Origin of the sequence: Nocardia sp. CDC160 (assembly GCF_035818795.1) — a bacterium.
Taxonomy (GTDB): domain Bacteria; phylum Actinomycetota; class Actinomycetes; order Mycobacteriales; family Mycobacteriaceae; genus Nocardia.
The window spans coordinates 214,087-228,119 of sequence record NZ_JAYKYT010000008.1; the positions used below are offsets into that span (position 1 = coordinate 214,087).

The 14,033-nt window shown below is 69.0% G+C and carries 19 protein-coding genes; 7 read left to right on the forward strand and 12 right to left on the reverse strand.

The genetic code is table 11. The annotated features are described in order from the left end of the window. Nucleotides 1–53: 53 nt before the first annotated feature. Together VMT40_RS35360 and VMT40_RS35365 are read right to left on the reverse strand one after the other, a co-directional pair. Entirely contained in the window at nt 54–1,097 is a 1,044-nt protein-coding gene (locus tag VMT40_RS35360) for a TIGR02234 family membrane protein (protein WP_326363909.1), read from the reverse strand. After that, entirely contained in the window at nt 1,094–2,659 is a 1,566-nt protein-coding gene (locus tag VMT40_RS35365) for an anthranilate synthase component I (RefSeq protein ID WP_326363910.1), read from the reverse strand. The genes VMT40_RS35360 and VMT40_RS35365 overlap by 4 nt, the downstream gene beginning before the upstream one ends. Nucleotides 2,660–2,880: 221 nt before the next feature. On the opposite strand from VMT40_RS35365, the gene VMT40_RS35370 reads away from it, so the two are divergent. From VMT40_RS35370 to VMT40_RS35385, 4 genes are all read left to right on the forward strand, one after another. After that, the gene (locus VMT40_RS35370) at nt 2,881–3,186 is read left to right on the forward strand and encodes a hypothetical protein (RefSeq protein ID WP_326363912.1); all 306 of its coding nucleotides are present in this window, start codon (nt 2,881–2,883) and stop codon (nt 3,184–3,186) included. A 102-nt stretch (nt 3,187–3,288) separates the two neighbouring features. After that, nucleotides 3,289–3,747: a peroxiredoxin gene (locus VMT40_RS35375; protein ID WP_326363914.1), complete on the forward strand. Its 459-nt coding sequence runs from the start codon at nt 3,289–3,291 to the stop codon at nt 3,745–3,747. Between the two features lie 58 nt (nt 3,748–3,805). After that, nucleotides 3,806–4,402, forward strand: coding sequence for a permease (locus VMT40_RS35380; protein WP_326363916.1), 597 nt, complete (start codon nt 3,806–3,808; stop codon nt 4,400–4,402). Between the two features lie 191 nt (nt 4,403–4,593). Further along, nucleotides 4,594–5,091, forward strand: a complete 498-nt coding sequence (locus tag VMT40_RS35385) for a MarR family winged helix-turn-helix transcriptional regulator (RefSeq protein WP_326363917.1) — start codon at nt 4,594–4,596, stop codon at nt 5,089–5,091. Nucleotides 5,092–5,109: 18 nt separating this feature from the next. Here VMT40_RS35385 and hisI read toward each other — a convergent pair whose 3' ends face one another. Genes hisI through VMT40_RS35410 form a run of 5 tightly spaced genes read right to left on the reverse strand, consistent with a single transcriptional unit; the run spans nt 5,110 to nt 8,300 of the window. Continuing rightward, nucleotides 5,110–5,460 carry a phosphoribosyl-AMP cyclohydrolase gene (gene hisI / locus VMT40_RS35390; RefSeq protein ID WP_326363919.1) on the reverse strand — a complete coding sequence of 117 codons (351 nt, stop codon included), beginning with the start codon at nt 5,458–5,460 and terminating at the stop codon, nt 5,110–5,112. Beyond that, nucleotides 5,457–6,230 carry an imidazole glycerol phosphate synthase subunit HisF gene (gene hisF, locus VMT40_RS35395; protein WP_326363921.1) on the reverse strand — a complete coding sequence of 258 codons (774 nt, stop codon included), beginning with the start codon at nt 6,228–6,230 and terminating at the stop codon, nt 5,457–5,459. The genes hisI and hisF overlap by 4 nt, the downstream gene beginning before the upstream one ends. Then, nucleotides 6,227–7,042: an inositol monophosphatase family protein gene (locus VMT40_RS35400; RefSeq protein ID WP_326363922.1), complete on the reverse strand. Its 816-nt coding sequence runs from the start codon at nt 7,040–7,042 to the stop codon at nt 6,227–6,229. The genes hisF and VMT40_RS35400 overlap by 4 nt, the downstream gene beginning before the upstream one ends. A 4-nt stretch (nt 7,043–7,046) precedes the next feature. Then, nucleotides 7,047–7,778: a bifunctional 1-(5-phosphoribosyl)-5-((5-phosphoribosylamino)methylideneamino)imidazole-4-carboxamide isomerase/phosphoribosylanthranilate isomerase PriA gene (gene priA, locus VMT40_RS35405; protein WP_326363923.1), complete on the reverse strand. Its 732-nt coding sequence runs from the start codon at nt 7,776–7,778 to the stop codon at nt 7,047–7,049. A 9-nt stretch (nt 7,779–7,787) separates the two neighbouring features. Beyond that, nucleotides 7,788–8,300 carry a hypothetical protein gene (locus VMT40_RS35410; protein ID WP_326363924.1) on the reverse strand — a complete coding sequence of 171 codons (513 nt, stop codon included), beginning with the start codon at nt 8,298–8,300 and terminating at the stop codon, nt 7,788–7,790. Between VMT40_RS35410 and VMT40_RS35415 the strand changes: the two genes are divergently transcribed. Next, nucleotides 8,299–8,559 (forward strand): LppP/LprE family lipoprotein, encoded by a 261-nt coding sequence (locus VMT40_RS35415; protein ID WP_326363926.1) that lies wholly within the window; start codon nt 8,299–8,301, stop codon nt 8,557–8,559. The genes VMT40_RS35410 and VMT40_RS35415 overlap by 2 nt on opposite strands. A gap of 9 nt (nt 8,560–8,568) precedes the next feature. On the opposite strand, the gene VMT40_RS35420 is transcribed toward VMT40_RS35415, so the two are convergent. Then, nucleotides 8,569–9,024 carry a MarR family winged helix-turn-helix transcriptional regulator gene (locus tag VMT40_RS35420; protein WP_326363927.1) on the reverse strand — a complete coding sequence of 152 codons (456 nt, stop codon included), beginning with the start codon at nt 9,022–9,024 and terminating at the stop codon, nt 8,569–8,571. 99 nt (nt 9,025–9,123) lie between these two features. Between VMT40_RS35420 and VMT40_RS35425 the strand changes: the two genes are divergently transcribed. Together VMT40_RS35425 and VMT40_RS35430 are read left to right on the forward strand one after the other, a co-directional pair. Continuing rightward, complete coding sequence (locus VMT40_RS35425) at nt 9,124–9,597, forward strand: nuclear transport factor 2 family protein (RefSeq protein WP_326363928.1); 474 nt, start codon at nt 9,124–9,126, stop codon at nt 9,595–9,597. Between the two features lie 164 nt (nt 9,598–9,761). Further along, a complete protein-coding gene (locus VMT40_RS35430; RefSeq protein ID WP_326363929.1) occupies nt 9,762–10,211 on the forward strand; it encodes a hypothetical protein in 450 nt (149 codons plus the stop codon). Between the two features lie 8 nt (nt 10,212–10,219). Here the strand turns inward: VMT40_RS35430 and hisH are convergent, their stop codons facing one another. From hisH to hisD, 4 genes are read right to left on the reverse strand one after another with little or no spacing between them, the layout of a single operon-like run. After that, nucleotides 10,220–10,858, reverse strand: a complete 639-nt coding sequence (hisH, locus tag VMT40_RS35435) for an imidazole glycerol phosphate synthase subunit HisH (RefSeq protein ID WP_326363930.1) — start codon at nt 10,856–10,858, stop codon at nt 10,220–10,222. Beyond that, nucleotides 10,855–11,487, reverse strand: a complete 633-nt coding sequence (gene hisB, locus VMT40_RS35440; RefSeq protein ID WP_157392819.1) for an imidazoleglycerol-phosphate dehydratase HisB — start codon at nt 11,485–11,487, stop codon at nt 10,855–10,857. Before hisB ends, hisH begins: the two co-directional genes overlap by 4 nt. After that, nucleotides 11,484–12,614, reverse strand: a complete 1,131-nt coding sequence (locus tag VMT40_RS35445; RefSeq protein ID WP_326363931.1) for a histidinol-phosphate transaminase — start codon at nt 12,612–12,614, stop codon at nt 11,484–11,486. The genes hisB and VMT40_RS35445 overlap by 4 nt, the downstream gene beginning before the upstream one ends. Continuing rightward, nucleotides 12,611–13,948, reverse strand: a complete 1,338-nt coding sequence (gene hisD, locus VMT40_RS35450; protein WP_326363933.1) for a histidinol dehydrogenase — start codon at nt 13,946–13,948, stop codon at nt 12,611–12,613. Before hisD ends, VMT40_RS35445 begins: the two co-directional genes overlap by 4 nt. Nucleotides 13,949–14,033 lie beyond the last annotated feature (85 nt).

Consider the following 14,033-nt stretch of genomic DNA (forward strand, 5'->3'; position numbering starts at 1 on the left):
CCGTGCTTGACAGCGGGGCTGGAGTCGGCTGCGCTGCCGATTCCCCGCCCTGCTCAGTGCTGGTTGCCGCGCTGTCCCCTGTTGTCTGGATCATCGTGTGCGGCAGGGTGATTGGTTTCATCGTCGGTGGGATCGACACCTTCGTCGAGCGCGTCCCAGAGCACGCGACCCGAGAGCTGGCCCTCGGCGGCGGGCTGTGATGCGGATTCCGCATCGCGGACACGGGCGTGATGTGCGGCAACCTGCTCGGCCGCCGACAGCTTCCGATTGGCCGGATTGTCGTACTTTCCGGACATGCGAGGGGCCTGCGCGGACTGCCGCACCAGCAGCAGTCCGGCCACGAACGCGGCCACCGCACCGGCCAGACACACCACCGCGGGCAGCCCCGAGGTCGTCACCTGACCGGCGTGATCGCCGCCGTGCAGCTCGGCCAGCCGGGCCGCGCGCTCGCCCGTGCCCCGGTGCATGAGCAGGGCATACGCGGGCACCGCGCACACCGCGGCCAGGACCGCGACCACCACGCCGACGCCGCGCCGCCACCAGCCGTGAGTGGCGAACACCGCGGCGATGGTGGCCAGGAACGCCAGGGCCAGCGGGGTCAGCGCGCCGAACCAGGTGCCACCGTTGAGGTCCTTGTGGCGGGGCAGGCCATAGTCGCTGGTGATCTCGATGCTGGCCCAGTTCATCCGCGAGGACACCCACAGCAGCGCCGCCGCCACCGCGAGCAATGCGACCGCAGCGATGGGCCGCGACTTCCTCACAGACCCCGCGTCGGCGGCCGAGGCTGCGGTATTGGCCTCCGTCTCGGCGAGATCGGCGGCTCGCGCCCGCTCGGCGATGCGCGCGGCGTCGGCGTCGGCCGAACCAGCTGCGCTCGAATCGGCGGCGGCGGTGACATTTTCGTGCGCACCGTGCTCGGAGCCCGCGTCGGGGGCACTGGCCTTCGCCACTCCGTGCGCGCTTTCCGCCGGGTGCACGGCGTCGCCCGGTGACGAGTCGGGCACCGCCGCAGCGGGTTTCGTGGAGTCGTTCGCCGCCGACCGCAAATCCGGCTGCGCCCCGGGGCCTTCCACGGCGTCCGGGTCCGCACCGCTCATTGGTTCGAGCCGCTCGGGCGGTAGGCACGCACGGTTTCCGCGGCGGCGATGGCCTTGAGCACCGCCATGGCCTTGTTGCGGGATTCGACGTCCTCGTAGTCCGGGTCGGAGTCGGCGACAATGCCCGCGCCCGCCTGCACGTAGGCCGTGCCGTCCTTGAGCAGGGCGGTGCGGATGGCGATGGCGGTGTCGGCGTCACCGGCGAAGTCGAGGTAGCCGACCACGCCCGCGTAGACGCCGCGGCGGGTGGGCTCGAGTTCCTCGATCAACTCCATGGCGCGGACCTTGGGCGCACCGGAGAGGGTGCCCGCCGGGAAACACGCCTGCACGGCGTCGAGGGCGACCTTGCCGGGCTTGAGCCGACCGGAGACCGTGGAGACCAGGTGCATGACGTGCGAGTAGCGCTCGACGTGGCGGTACTCGGTGACCTTCACCGTGCCCGGCTCGCACACCCGGCCCAGATCGTTGCGGCCCAGATCGACGAGCATGAGGTGCTCGGCGTTCTCCTTTTCGTCTGCCAGCAGGCCCTTTTCGAGCAGGAGGTCGTCCTCCTCGGTGACGCCGCGCCAGCGGGTGCCCGCGATCGGGTGCGTGGTGGCCACGCCGTCCTTCACCGTCACCAGCGATTCGGGGCTGGAGCCGACGATGGAGAACGCGGTGCCGCCCGCGCCGTCCGGAATGTGCATGAGGTACATGTACGGGCTCGGGTTCGAGGCCCGCAGCATGCGGTAGAGGTCGATCGGGGTGCCGTGGTAGTCCATTTCGAAGCGCTGCGAGAGCACCACCTGGAACGCCTCGCCCGCCTCGATCTCCTTGACCAGCCGCCGCACGCCCGCGCCGAACTCGTCGGAGGTGCGCTGGCGGCGGTAGTGGGGCTCGGGGCGATCGAAGACCGAGACCGTGGAGTCGGCCGGGGCGGCCAGGGCCTCGGTCATGCGGTCCAGGCGGGCGACCGCGTCGTCGTAGGCCTCGTCCACGCGCTCGTCGGTGCCGTTCCAGTTGACAGCATTGGCGATGAGGGTGATCGCGCCCTCGTGGTGGTCGAAGGCGGCCAGGTCGGTGGCCAGCATGAGGACCATCTCGGGGACCTGGAGGTCGTCGGTGGCCAGCGTCGGCAGGCGCTCGAGGCGGCGGACGGTGTCGTAGCCGAGGTAGCCGACCATGCCGCCGGTCAAGGGCGGCAGACCGGGCAGTCGCTCGGTGCGCAGCACCTCGAGCGACTCGTGCAGCGCGGCGAGCGGATCGCCGCCCACCGGCGCGTCGGCCGGGGTCTGCCCGATCCAGGCGGCCTCGCCGTCGAGCACGGTCAACGCGCTGGGGCTGCCCGCGCCGATGAACGACCATCGCGACCAGGAGCGGCCGTTCTCGGCCGATTCCAGCAGGAAGGTGCCGGGGCGGTCCGCGGCCAGTTTGCGGTACGCCGAGAGCGGAGTCTCGGAGTCCGCCAACACCTTTCGGATCACCGGGACCACCCGGTGATCGGCCGCGAGCGCCCGGAACTGCTCCCGGGTGGTGGTGGTATCGATAGCAGCGTTCAGAGGTGAACCATGCGCGCCGTGCATTCACCCATCATTCCAGGCACGCCGACGGGTTGATAAATCGCGCTCCCCGGCCCAGCCGAGCGGGCACCTGCGGCGAATACCTGAAGCGGTCATCACTACACTCACGGCGGTCTCCAGGCACCCGGCCCGTCCGGGCCAGCTCCCGGAGGTCGTCTCTGCTCCGGCAGCAAGATGGAGAGGTCGCACGCGGTATCCCCATTTTCGAGAGGAGTTCAACACAGATGTACCCCTCGCAACCGGTAGCTCCGGAGGGTCCACGGCACGCAGCCCCGCAGGTCGCCCAGGGCGCCCACCCGGGCCAGCCGCCGCGCATGATGAATATGAACACCGGCGGGAAGTACTCCGCCATCGCCTCGTTCGTCACCTATGTGAAGGCCCTGGAAGCACTGGACCCGCGGAGCTTCCCGGACGAGTACGCCGAGCACACCGACCGCATCCGGGAACTCAAGCCGTTCCTGCGCGCGCACGGCATCCTCGATGTCATGGAGATCAAGAACCCGGAGGTCGCCGCCCTCATCGGGGTGTAGACCGACACCCTGTGTCGGGGGTGGTTGGGGCTCCGGGGGTTTCACCCCCGGACCCCCAAGCAAATAGCTCGTGGGCGATGGATTCGGGGTAGTGTGCGGGGTATGAAGGCAGGTCAGCTCGCGCCGAATTTCGAGCTTCCGGATCAGTCAGGCACCGTGCGTTCGCTCGAGTCGTTGCTCGCGGACGGGCCGGTGGTGTTGTTCTTCTATCCCGCGGCGAATACGCCGGTGTGTACCGCCGAGGCGTGCCATTTCCGGGATCTGGCAACGGAATTCAAGAACGCCGGGGCCACGCCCGTGGGGATCAGCGCGGATTCGGTCGACGTGCAGTCCGGATTCGCGGAGAAGCAGGGGCTGGGGTATCCGGTCCTGTCCGACGCGGGGGCCAAGGTGGCCGCGGAGTTCATGGTGAAGCGGGGGCTGCTCGGCGGGATCATGCCGGTCAAGCGGACGACCTTCGTGATCGACCCGGATCGGACCATCGCCAAGGTCATCTCGAGCGAGATTCGGGCGAATGTCCACGCCGACGAGGCGCTGAAGTTCCTGCGCGAGCGCGGCTAGAGTTCCGGCCGGAGCGTCGCTGCTTCGCGCGCCAGCAAATCGGACATACGCTGGGGCTATGACTACGCCCAGCACGGACCAGCCGGAGCGGACCCGCTCGACCTTCGTCACGTGGCGCAATCGCATCATCGCGTTCGTGGTGGGCGCGGCCGTGCTGTGGCTGGCGTACGTGATCCTGGCCGCGTTCATTCCGCGATGGTGGGCGCAGCGCATTGCCGAAATGGTCGGCTCGAGTTTCGCGAAGGGAATCTGGTACGGCCTGCTCATGGGCGCGGTCTGCACGGCCGTGCCATTGTTCCTGCTGTTATTAGCCGCGCTCAGCTGGAGCAAACGGGGCGGTAGGTTCATTGCCGGTGCCGCGGCCGTCCTCGCCCTCATTGTCGCCATCCCGAATTTGATGACGCTGACCATCGTGCTCGGCGATTCCACTGCCGCACACGCCGGTCAGCGCATTCTCGATGTCGACGGCCCCGGCTTCCGCGGCGCGGCCCTGGCGGGCGCGATCGTGGCCGCGGTGCTGTTCCTGCTCGTGGCATTTCTGGTGGTGCGCAGGCGATTCCGCCGTCATCGTGCCGAGAAGCAGCGGAGCGCACCGGAAAAGCCGCGCGTGTCCCCGGAAACTCCGGCAAATCCTCCGGAAGTCGGCGCGAACTGATCCGGTGTCGCGACACGCGTGATCGATGTCACGTCATTCAGCAACACCGTGACTGACGAGCGAAGTCGTGGCAAACTTTGACGTGCGAGTGACTCGTTCGATGCCGTATCGCAGGCCCTCCCGCCGGTCGGCACGCCGCGTCACTTTGCTGCTACGAGAGGGCGCGCACGGTGACCAAGTGGTTGACTCCCATGGAACAGCGAGCTTGGCGTACCCTTGTCGCGCTCACCACCCGATTGCCCGCCGCGCTGGATACCCAGCTGCAACGTGAGTCCGGGATTACCCATTTCGAATACTTCGTGATGACTCTGCTCTCCGAAGAACCGGGCCACCGGTTGCAACTGAGCGAGCTTGCGCAAAAGGCAAACGCATCGCTATCGCGGCTCTCGCACGTGGTATCCAAACTCGAACGACTCGGCTGGGCGCAGCGCGTCACCATCAGCGGACGCCGCGGGGCGCAGGCCGTGCTGACCGACGCCGGATTCCGGAAGGTCACCGAGGCCACGCCGGGCTATCTGGAATGCGTGCGCGGCTTGGTCTTCGACGGCCTCGACGCGCAACAGACCAAGGAGTTGCTCGAATTGGGCGAGATCCTGGTCGCTCAGCTGGACAAGGGCATGGCGCGCGGGCTCGGTCGGTCGGGGCGACCGAACTCGCACGTGGAGATCAACTCGCACGATCCGGGCTAGAGCGAAAAGGTTTGGGGCTCAGGCTTTGTCGGCCAGCAACACATCGGTGTCGAAGCAGGTGTGCGTCCCGGTGTGGCAGGCCGCGCCCTCCTGATCGACGACCAGCAGCACGGTGTCACCGTCGCAGTCCAGGCGCACCTCGTGCACGTACTGGGTGTGGCCGGAGGTCTCGCCCTTGACCCAGTACTCCTGCCGCGAGCGCGAATAGTAGGTGCCCTTGCGGGTTTCGAGAGTGCGCGCCAGGGCCTCGTCGTCCATCCACGCCATCATGAGCACGTCGCCGGTGCTCTTCTCCTGCGCGATGGCCGCGAACAGGCCGTCGGCATTGCGCTTGAGCCGGGCCGCGATGGCCGGATCGAGGGTGCTCATCGGACCGTGATTCCTTCCGCGCGCATGGCGTCCTTGACCTGGCCGATGGTGAGGTCGCCGAAGTGGAAGACGCTGGCGGCCAGCACCGCGTCCGCGCCGGACTGTACGGCCGGGGCGAAGTCCTCCACCTTGCCCGCGCCGCCGGAGGCGATGACCGGCACCGACACCGCGGCCCGCACGGCCTTGATCATGGGCAGGTCGAATCCGGCCTTGGTGCCGTCGGCGTCCATGGAGTTGAGCAGGATCTCCCCTACCCCCAGTTCGGCCCCGCGCACGGCCCATTCGATGGCGTCGATGCCGGTGCCGCGCTTGCCGCCGTGCGTGGTGACCTCCCACCCGGACGGGGTGGGGTCCTGGCCCTCGGGCACGGTCCGCGCGTCCACCGACAGCACGATGCACTGCGAGCCGAATCGCTCCGACATCTCGCGCAGCACCTCGGGCCGGGCGATGGCGGCGGTGTTCACCGACACCTTGTCCGCGCCCGCGCGCAGCAGCCGGTCCACGTCCTCGACGGTGCGCACGCCGCCGCCGACGGTGAGCGGGATGAAGATCTGCTCGGCGGTGCGGGTCACCACGTCGATCATGGTGCCGCGGTCGCCGGTGGAGGCGGTGACGTCGAGGAAGGTCAGCTCGTCCGCGCCCTGGGCGTCGTAGGCGGCCGCGAGTTCGACGGGATCGCCCGCGTCCCTGAGGTTTTCGAAGTTGACGCCCTTGACCACGCGGCCCGCGTCCACGTCCAGGCAGGGGATCACACGCACTGCCAAGCTCATTGCTCTACCTCTCCTCGGACCCGGTCGGCCGTATCGGCGATCAGTTCCAGTAGTTCCTCGTGCACGCCGGGCGCGGCGGCCAGCACCGAACCGGATGCGATGGTCCAGTCGCGGCCCAGCAGGTCGGTGACCACGCCGCCCGCGGCCCGGACCAGGGCCACGCCCGCGGCGTTGTCCCAGGGATGATGTCCGAACACCACGGCCCCGCCCAGAATTCCCGAGGCGGTGTAGGCCAGGTCGATGCCGGTGGACCCGTACATGCGCTGGCGGCCCGACAGCCGTGACAGCGCACCCAGCAGGTTGAAGCGGAAGATGCCCGGAATCCGGCCCGCCCCATCGATATTGAAGCTGCCGAAGCCGATCATGGCGGTGGCGAGCTTGGCCGGAGCCAAGGGCGGCAACGGTTTTCCGTTCAGCAGCAGCGGCCCGCCGTCGACGGCCGCGTACCGCTGCCCCAGGATCGGCAGCCAGGTCAAACCGATGACCGGCACCCCGTCGCGCACCAGCGCCAGCAGCATCCCGCACATCGGGCTACCCGCCGAATAGTTGAAGGTGCCGTCGATGGGGTCGAGCACCCACGCCGTCCCCGAGGTCAGCTGTGGGCCGCCGAATTCCTCGCCGTGCACCGGGATTCCGGTGCGTTCGCCGAGGCGCTGCGCGATGGTGCGTTCCAATTCCAGGTCGAGTTCGGTGGCGAAGTCGTTGCGCCCCTTCTCGACCGCGCTCGGCGCTCCGATGCCCTCCACGAAACGCGGTGCGGCGGAGTCGAGCACGTCACTGGCGATGCTGAGCAGCTCGGCGAGGTCGGCCACGGCGCTAGCGGACCGCGGCCAGGGCTTCGGGCAGGGTGAACCGCCCCGCGTACAGCGCCTTGCCGATGATCGCGCCCTCGACGCCCTCGTCCACCAGCGTCGCGATGGCGCGCAGGTCGTCGAGCTGCGAGATGCCGCCCGACGCGATGACCGGGGCCTCGCAGGCATTGGCGACCTGGCTCAGCAGTTCCAGGTTCGGCCCGGTCAGGGTGCCGTCCTTGGAGACGTCGGTGACGACATAGCGCGAGCAGCCGTCGCGTTCGAGGCGCTCGAGCACCTCCCACAGGTCGCCGCCGTCGGTCACCCAGCCGCGTCCGCGCAGCCGCCACTCGCCGTCGATGAGCTTGACGTCCATGCCGACCGCGATCTTGTCGCCGTACTCGCCGATGGCCCGCGCGCACCATTCCGGATTCTCGATGGCCGCGGTGCCGAGATTGACCCGCGCGCAGCCGGTGGCCAGCGCCGCCTTCAGCGACTCGTCGTCCCGAATGCCGCCCGACAGCTCGACCTTCACGTCCAGCTCGCCGATCACCTCGGCCAGCAGCTCCCGATTGCTGCCCTTGCCGAACGCAGCGTCCAGATCCACCAGATGCACCCACTCGGCTCCCGCGTGCTGCCAGGCCAGGGCGGCGTCGCGCGGCGAACCGTAGCTGGTTTCGCTGCCCGCCTCCCCCTGAACGAGGCGCACGGCCTCACCATTGGCGACATCGACGGCGGGTAGCAGCACAAGACTCACGCAAGCATCCTAGTGGTTACCAATCGCCCGGCCGCCGTCGGCCCGGACCGGCCGTCTGCGCGAATCGATCACCGGAACGGCCGCGAGAGCGCATCCTGAGTCGGCAATCGGGCCGATGCCCGTCCTCGCAGCGACCAAAGGAGACCTCTTGTCCCGGAACGCAAGAATCACGATCTCGGTGCTCGCCGTGCTCGCGGTCGCGGGCTGTGGCGGAGGGACGAGCGGGACGCAGGCGACGACGACATCGAGAACGACGACGGTCACGACCTCGACCGGCGCGACACTATCCGTAACCCCGACCACCGTGCCCGCGGGCGGCGCGACCACCGAGCAGCCGTGCAAACCGGATCCGGCGGTGATCAGGAACGCGGCGGCGACCCTGGCCCCGGTGGAGGTGGTGCCGGGCAAGCCGTGGAAGTGGGCACTTCCGGCGGTCGGGGCCAATCCGACGGTGAACGGGATCTGTTCCGGATTGTCGGCCGCGTTGATCAGTGTGGAAGGGGCGACGGCCAGTTCGCCCATGCAGGTGTTGCTGTTCCATCGCGGCGGGTACGTGGGGACGGCCGAGCCCACATGGAACAGCTTCATCTCCCCCGATCCCGCGCACACCACCGACGACAGCGTCGGGTTGAAGTACAAGATCCCGGGCAGCTGCGACGCCTGCGCGGACGGGACCTTCTATTGCGTCCAATACCGTTGGGACGGGGCGAAAGTCGAGACCGTGGGACGGCCGCCGCGGGTGATCGGCAAGACCGTGGAGCCGGGGTCGACGCGGTGTTGATCCCCGGGGTCAGCCCGCGCGCGAATGCTTTTCGAGGATGCGGTTCAGGGTCAGCACGAAATTCGCGCGCTCGGCGGAGGTGAAGCCGGGCAGTAGGTCGCGCTGCGCGGCTTCGAGACGTTCGTCGAGCTCGGCCAGGTGGGCTCGCCCCGCCGCGGTGAGCGTCAGGGTATTGCGGCGGCGGTCACCCGGATCGGGGCTGCGCCGCAGGAAGCCGCGGTCGGCGAGATCGTTGACCGCGGCCACCACGTCGCTGCGGTCGATGCCGGTGCGGCGTCCGGCCTCGGCCTGGCTGAGCGGGCCCTGCTCGTCGAGGGTGGCGAGCAGGGCGTAGTGGTAGCGGCGAGATCCGGTGGGCTCCAGGGCCTTGTCGGTGCAGCGGTTGGCGATGATCGCCACCTGGCCGACCAGGCGGGTGGGCAGGGCACGCAGCCTGCCGGAGGCTCCTTCGGGCGCGGAATCCATGAGAGGAATCTAGCAACACTTGTTGGGCAGACCCACAATCGGTTACATTGGTTCCACCAACGTTGGATCAGCCAACGAATATCGGGAAAGAGTCACGCCGTGAACGCCATCGACACCACCACCCGCCAATTCCAGGATCTGGCCGACAAATTCGAGATCACCGAGCTGGTCAGCCGCCTCGGCCGCGCGCTCGACGAGGGCGATTGGGAGGAATTGGCCGAGCTCTACACACTCGACGCCAGTGCCCGCACCCCGGGCGGGCTGGCCACCGGCCGCGAGGCCCTGGTGACCCAGGCCCGCCGCAATCACTCCCCCGACCGCCACATCCAGCACGTGATCAGCGGTGTCCTCATCACCCTCGACGGCGACACCGCGCGGGTTCGCGCGAACCTGCTGGCCGTCTTCGCGTGGGACCCCGCCCAGGACCCCACTCTCGGGTCGCGTCCGCAACTCACCCTCGGCGAGATCTACCGCTTCGAGGCCGTCCGCACCCCCGGCGGCTGGCGGTTCTCGCGCGTCGAGTCCAGCCCGGTCTGGTCCGTCGGCACGCGTCCCGCGCCCGCCACGCCCTAGCGTGCGGCGGCCCGGTCGGGAGCGTCGCCTATCCTCGGAGGTGGCGACGCTGAAGGAGAGTAGGGCCGTGCGAGTGACAAGCGGGACGAGTTAGGTCGATGTCGGAGCGGGAAGTACCGGGACCGGGATCCTTGCCGGGGCCCGGTGGGGACAGGTTCGACGCGGTGGAACGGTTGCGCCGCAAGCTGGAAAGCTTGCGAGCCGCCGACAACAAGCCTGCCCCGACGGGGGACGGCACGAATCTCACCCGAATGCCGCGTCGCCCGCGGCGCATGACCGAGGAAGTCGGCGGCCCACCGGATCAGCCGTGGCGTCACGACGGCGGTTCCCGCTACGATCCCGCGCCGACCAGACCCGTCACCCGCTCCGAACTGCAACGCGAAACCGGCTGGTGGCCCGCCGATCCGGGCGCGAACACCCAACCCGAGGCCGCACCCGGACACGAGGGCAGCGTCATCGATTTCGGCGCGGCGCGCGCGAGACGAATCGGGGGCGAGGCCCCGGCCGCCGGTATTCGGCGCGTGGCCCGACCCCGTCGCATCAACTCCGATACCGCCGAGAGCCCCGAGAGCTCCGGCGTCAACTCCGACGAAAAGCCGGATTCACCACGCTGATCGCGCGGTCAGATCGAGTCGACCCAGTTGCGCAACAACTGAGCCCCGGCGTCCCCGGACTTCTCCGGGTGGAACTGGGTGGCCGAGAGCGGACCGTTCTCGACCGCGGCCAGGAACGGCACCCCGTGTTCGGCCCAGGTGAGCTTGGCCGGGGCGATCTGGCTGCCGCCGTCGGGTTCCCACGCCCAGTGCTGGGCGGCGTAGGAGTGCACGAAGTAGAAGCGGGTGTCGGCGTCCATGCCCGCGAACAGCACGCTGTCCTCGGGAGCCTTGACCGTGTTCCAGCCCATGTGCGGCAGCACGGGCGCGTCCAAACGCTCGACGGTGCCGGGCCATTCGGCGCAACCCTCGGTCTCGACGCCGAATTCGACGCCGCGCTCGAACAGAATCTGCATGCCGACGCAGATGCCGAGCACCGGGCGGCCGCCGGACAGGCGCTTGCCGATAATGCGGTCACCGCGCACCGACAGCAGACCGGACATGCACGCGGCGTAGGCGCCGACGCCCGGAACCACCAAACCGTCGGCGTTCAAGGCGGTTTCGGGATCGGCGGTAATGGTCACCTCGGCACCGGTGCGGGCCAGCGCCCGGCTCGCGGAGTGCAGGTTGCCGGAACCGTAGTCCAGCAGCGCGATCTTCTTGGTCACAGCGAACCCTTCGTGGAAGGCACGCCGGTGACGCGCGGGTCGTATTCGACGGCGGCGCGCAAAGCCCGTGCGACGGCCTTGTATTCGGCCTCGGTGATGTGGTGCTGGTCGCGGCCGTAGAGCACGCGCACGTGCAGCGCGATGCGGGCGTTCAAGGCGATCGACTCGAAGACGTGCCGGTTGATGACCGTCGAATACGACGCGGTCGGCGCGACGCTCGGAATGATGGTGTGCAGCATGTGATCCGGTTCCCCGGTGTGCACGCAGTACGGCCGCCCCGACACGTCGACGACGGCGTGCGCGAGGGTCTCGTCCATCGGGATGAAGCAGTCGCCGAAGCGGCGGATGCCCTTCTTGTCGCCGAGCGCCTGGCCCAGGGCCTGGCCGATGACGATGGCGGTGTCCTCGACGGTGTGGTGGGCCTCGATCTCGATGTCGCCCTTGGCCTGCACGGTCAGATCGAAGCTGCCGTGCTGGCCGAAGGCGGTCAGCATGTGGTCGTAGAACGGGACGCCGGTGGAGATGTCGGTCTTGCCGGAGCCGTCGAGATTGAGCTCCACCACGATGCTGGATTCGCGGGTGGTGCGCTCGACGCGGGCAATGCGATCGGCGGGACGGTCGGTGGTCATCGGGCGATCAGCTCCTCGGACGCCAGTTTCGCGCTGACGCGCAGGAATTCGTCGTTCTCGGCGGCCAGGCCGATGGTGGTGCGCAGGTAGCCGGGGATGCCGACATCGCGAATGAGCACGCCCTCGTCGAGGTAGTGCTGCCAGGCGCGCGGGGCATCGGCGAAGCGGCCGAACAGCACGAAATTGGCGTCCGACGGAATGACCTCGTAGCCGAGCTCGGCCAGCGCGGCCATGACGCGATCGCGCTGGGCGGCCAATTCGTGGACGCTGCCCAGGGTTTCGTCCGCGTGCCGCAGGGCCGCGCGGGCGGCGGCCTGCGTGACCACCGACAGGTGATACGGCAGCCGCACCAGCAGCATGGCGTCGATGACCGCGGGCGCGGCCACCAGGTAGCCGAGCCGTCCGCCCGCGAAGGCGAACGCCTTGGACATGGTGCGGCTGACCACCAGCTTGCTCGGGTACTTGTCGATCAGGCCGATCGCCGAAGGGGCGGAGGAGAATTCGCCGTAGGCCTCGTCCACCACCACGATGCCGGGCGCGGCCTCGAGGATGCGTTCCAGGTCCGCGATCGGAATGCTGTGTCCGGTCGGGTTGTTGGGGCTGGTCACGAAGACGACGTCGGGCTTCTTCTCGTGCACCGACATGACCGCGTAGTCGATGTCGAGGGAGAAGTCGCCATTGCGCTTGGCCTCGATCCACTCGGTGTCGATGCCCTCGGAGATGATCGGGTGCATCGAGTACGAGGGCACGAAACCCAGTGCGCTGCGGCCGGGTCCGCCGAAGGCCTGCAGCAGCTGCTGGAGAATCTCGTTGGAGCCGTTGGCGGCCCACACATTGGCGGTGTCCACCGCCACGCCGGTCTGCCGGGTCAGGTAGGCGGCCAGATCCGAACGCAGGCCGACCGCGTCGCGATCCGGATAGCGGTGCAGATCGGCGGCCGCCGCGCGCACCGACTCGGCGACATCGTCGACGAGGGCCTGGCTCGGCGGGTGCGGGTTCTCATTGGTGTTCAACTGCACCGGCACCGTCAATTGCGGTGCGCCGTAAGGACTCTTGCCGCGCAGGTTCTCCCGCAGCGGCAGATCGTCGAGCGAGATGTTCGATCCGGGAACGGTCACAGCACTCACGCCAGCTCTCCGAATCGCGCCTGCACGGCCTGACCGTGCGCGGGCAGGTCCTCGGCATTGGCCAGCGCCACCACGTGCCCGGAGACATCCTTCAGCGCCGCCTCGGAGTACTCGACGACGTGAATCCCGCGCAGGAAGGTCTGCACGCTCAAACCCGAAGAGTGCCGGGCACATCCGGCGGTGGGCAGCACGTGATTGGAACCCGCGCAGTAGTCGCCCAGCGACACCGGCGACCACGCGCCGACGAAAACCGCTCCGGCCGAACGCACCTGGGCGGCGACGCCCGGCGCGTCGGCGGTCTGGATCTCCAGGTGCTCGGCCGCGTAGGCGTTCACCACGCGCAGACCCTGGGCGATGTCATCGACCAGCACGGTGCCGGACTGCTTGCCCGACAACGCTTCCGCGACGCGATCGTGGTGCTTGACCACGGCCATCTGCGCGGTCAGCGCCCTGTCCACCGCGTCGGCCAGCTCGACGCTGTCGGTCACCAGCACGCTGGCGGCCAGCACATCGTGCTCGGCCTGCGAGATGAGGTCGGCGGCCACGTGCACCGGATCGGCGGTGGCGTCGGCCAGGATCGCGATCTCGGTGGGCCCGGCCTCGGCATCGATGCCGACCAGCCCGCGGCACAGCCGCTTGGCGGCGGTCACATAGATATTGCCCGGCCCGGTGATCATGTCGACCGGTTCCAACTGCGCGCCATCGGTATCCACGCCGCCGTAGGACAGCAGCGCCACCGCCTGCGCACCGCCGACCGCCCACACCTCGTCGACACCCAGCAGCTTGGCCGCGGCCAGGATGGTCGGGTGCGGCAGGCCGCCGAACTGCGCCTGCGGCGGGGAGGCGACGACCAGCGAGTCCACGCCCGCGGCCTGCGCCGGAACCACATTCATGACGACCGAGGACGGGTAGACGGCATTGCCGCCGGGCACGTACAGCCCGACCCGCTCGACCGGAATCCACCGCTCGGTCACGGTGCCGCCGGGCACCACCTGGGTGGTCTTGTCGGTGCGCCGCTGATCGTTGTGCACCTTGCGGGTGCGCTCGATGGCGACCTCGAGGGCGGTGCGCACGGCCGGATCCAGTTCGGCGAGAGCCTTGTCCAGCTCGGCGGCGGGCACCCGCACCGAGACGGGCTTCACGCCGTCGAACTTTTCGCTGAATTCCTGCGCGGCCGCCACGCCCCGATCGCGGATCGCCTCCACGACCGGCCGCACATGATGCAGCACCGAGTCCACGTCGACGCCCCCGCGCGGCAGTGCCGCGCGCAGTTCGGCAGCAGTGGGAGTACGTCCGCGCAAGTCCACGCGGGCGAGCTCGATGCGGCTAGTCATAGCGCTGTGCAGTCCTTGTCTGTGCTGATTTCGAAGCGATACCAGCCTATCGGGTCGCCGCCAGCGCTTTACTTCCCGGCCGAGG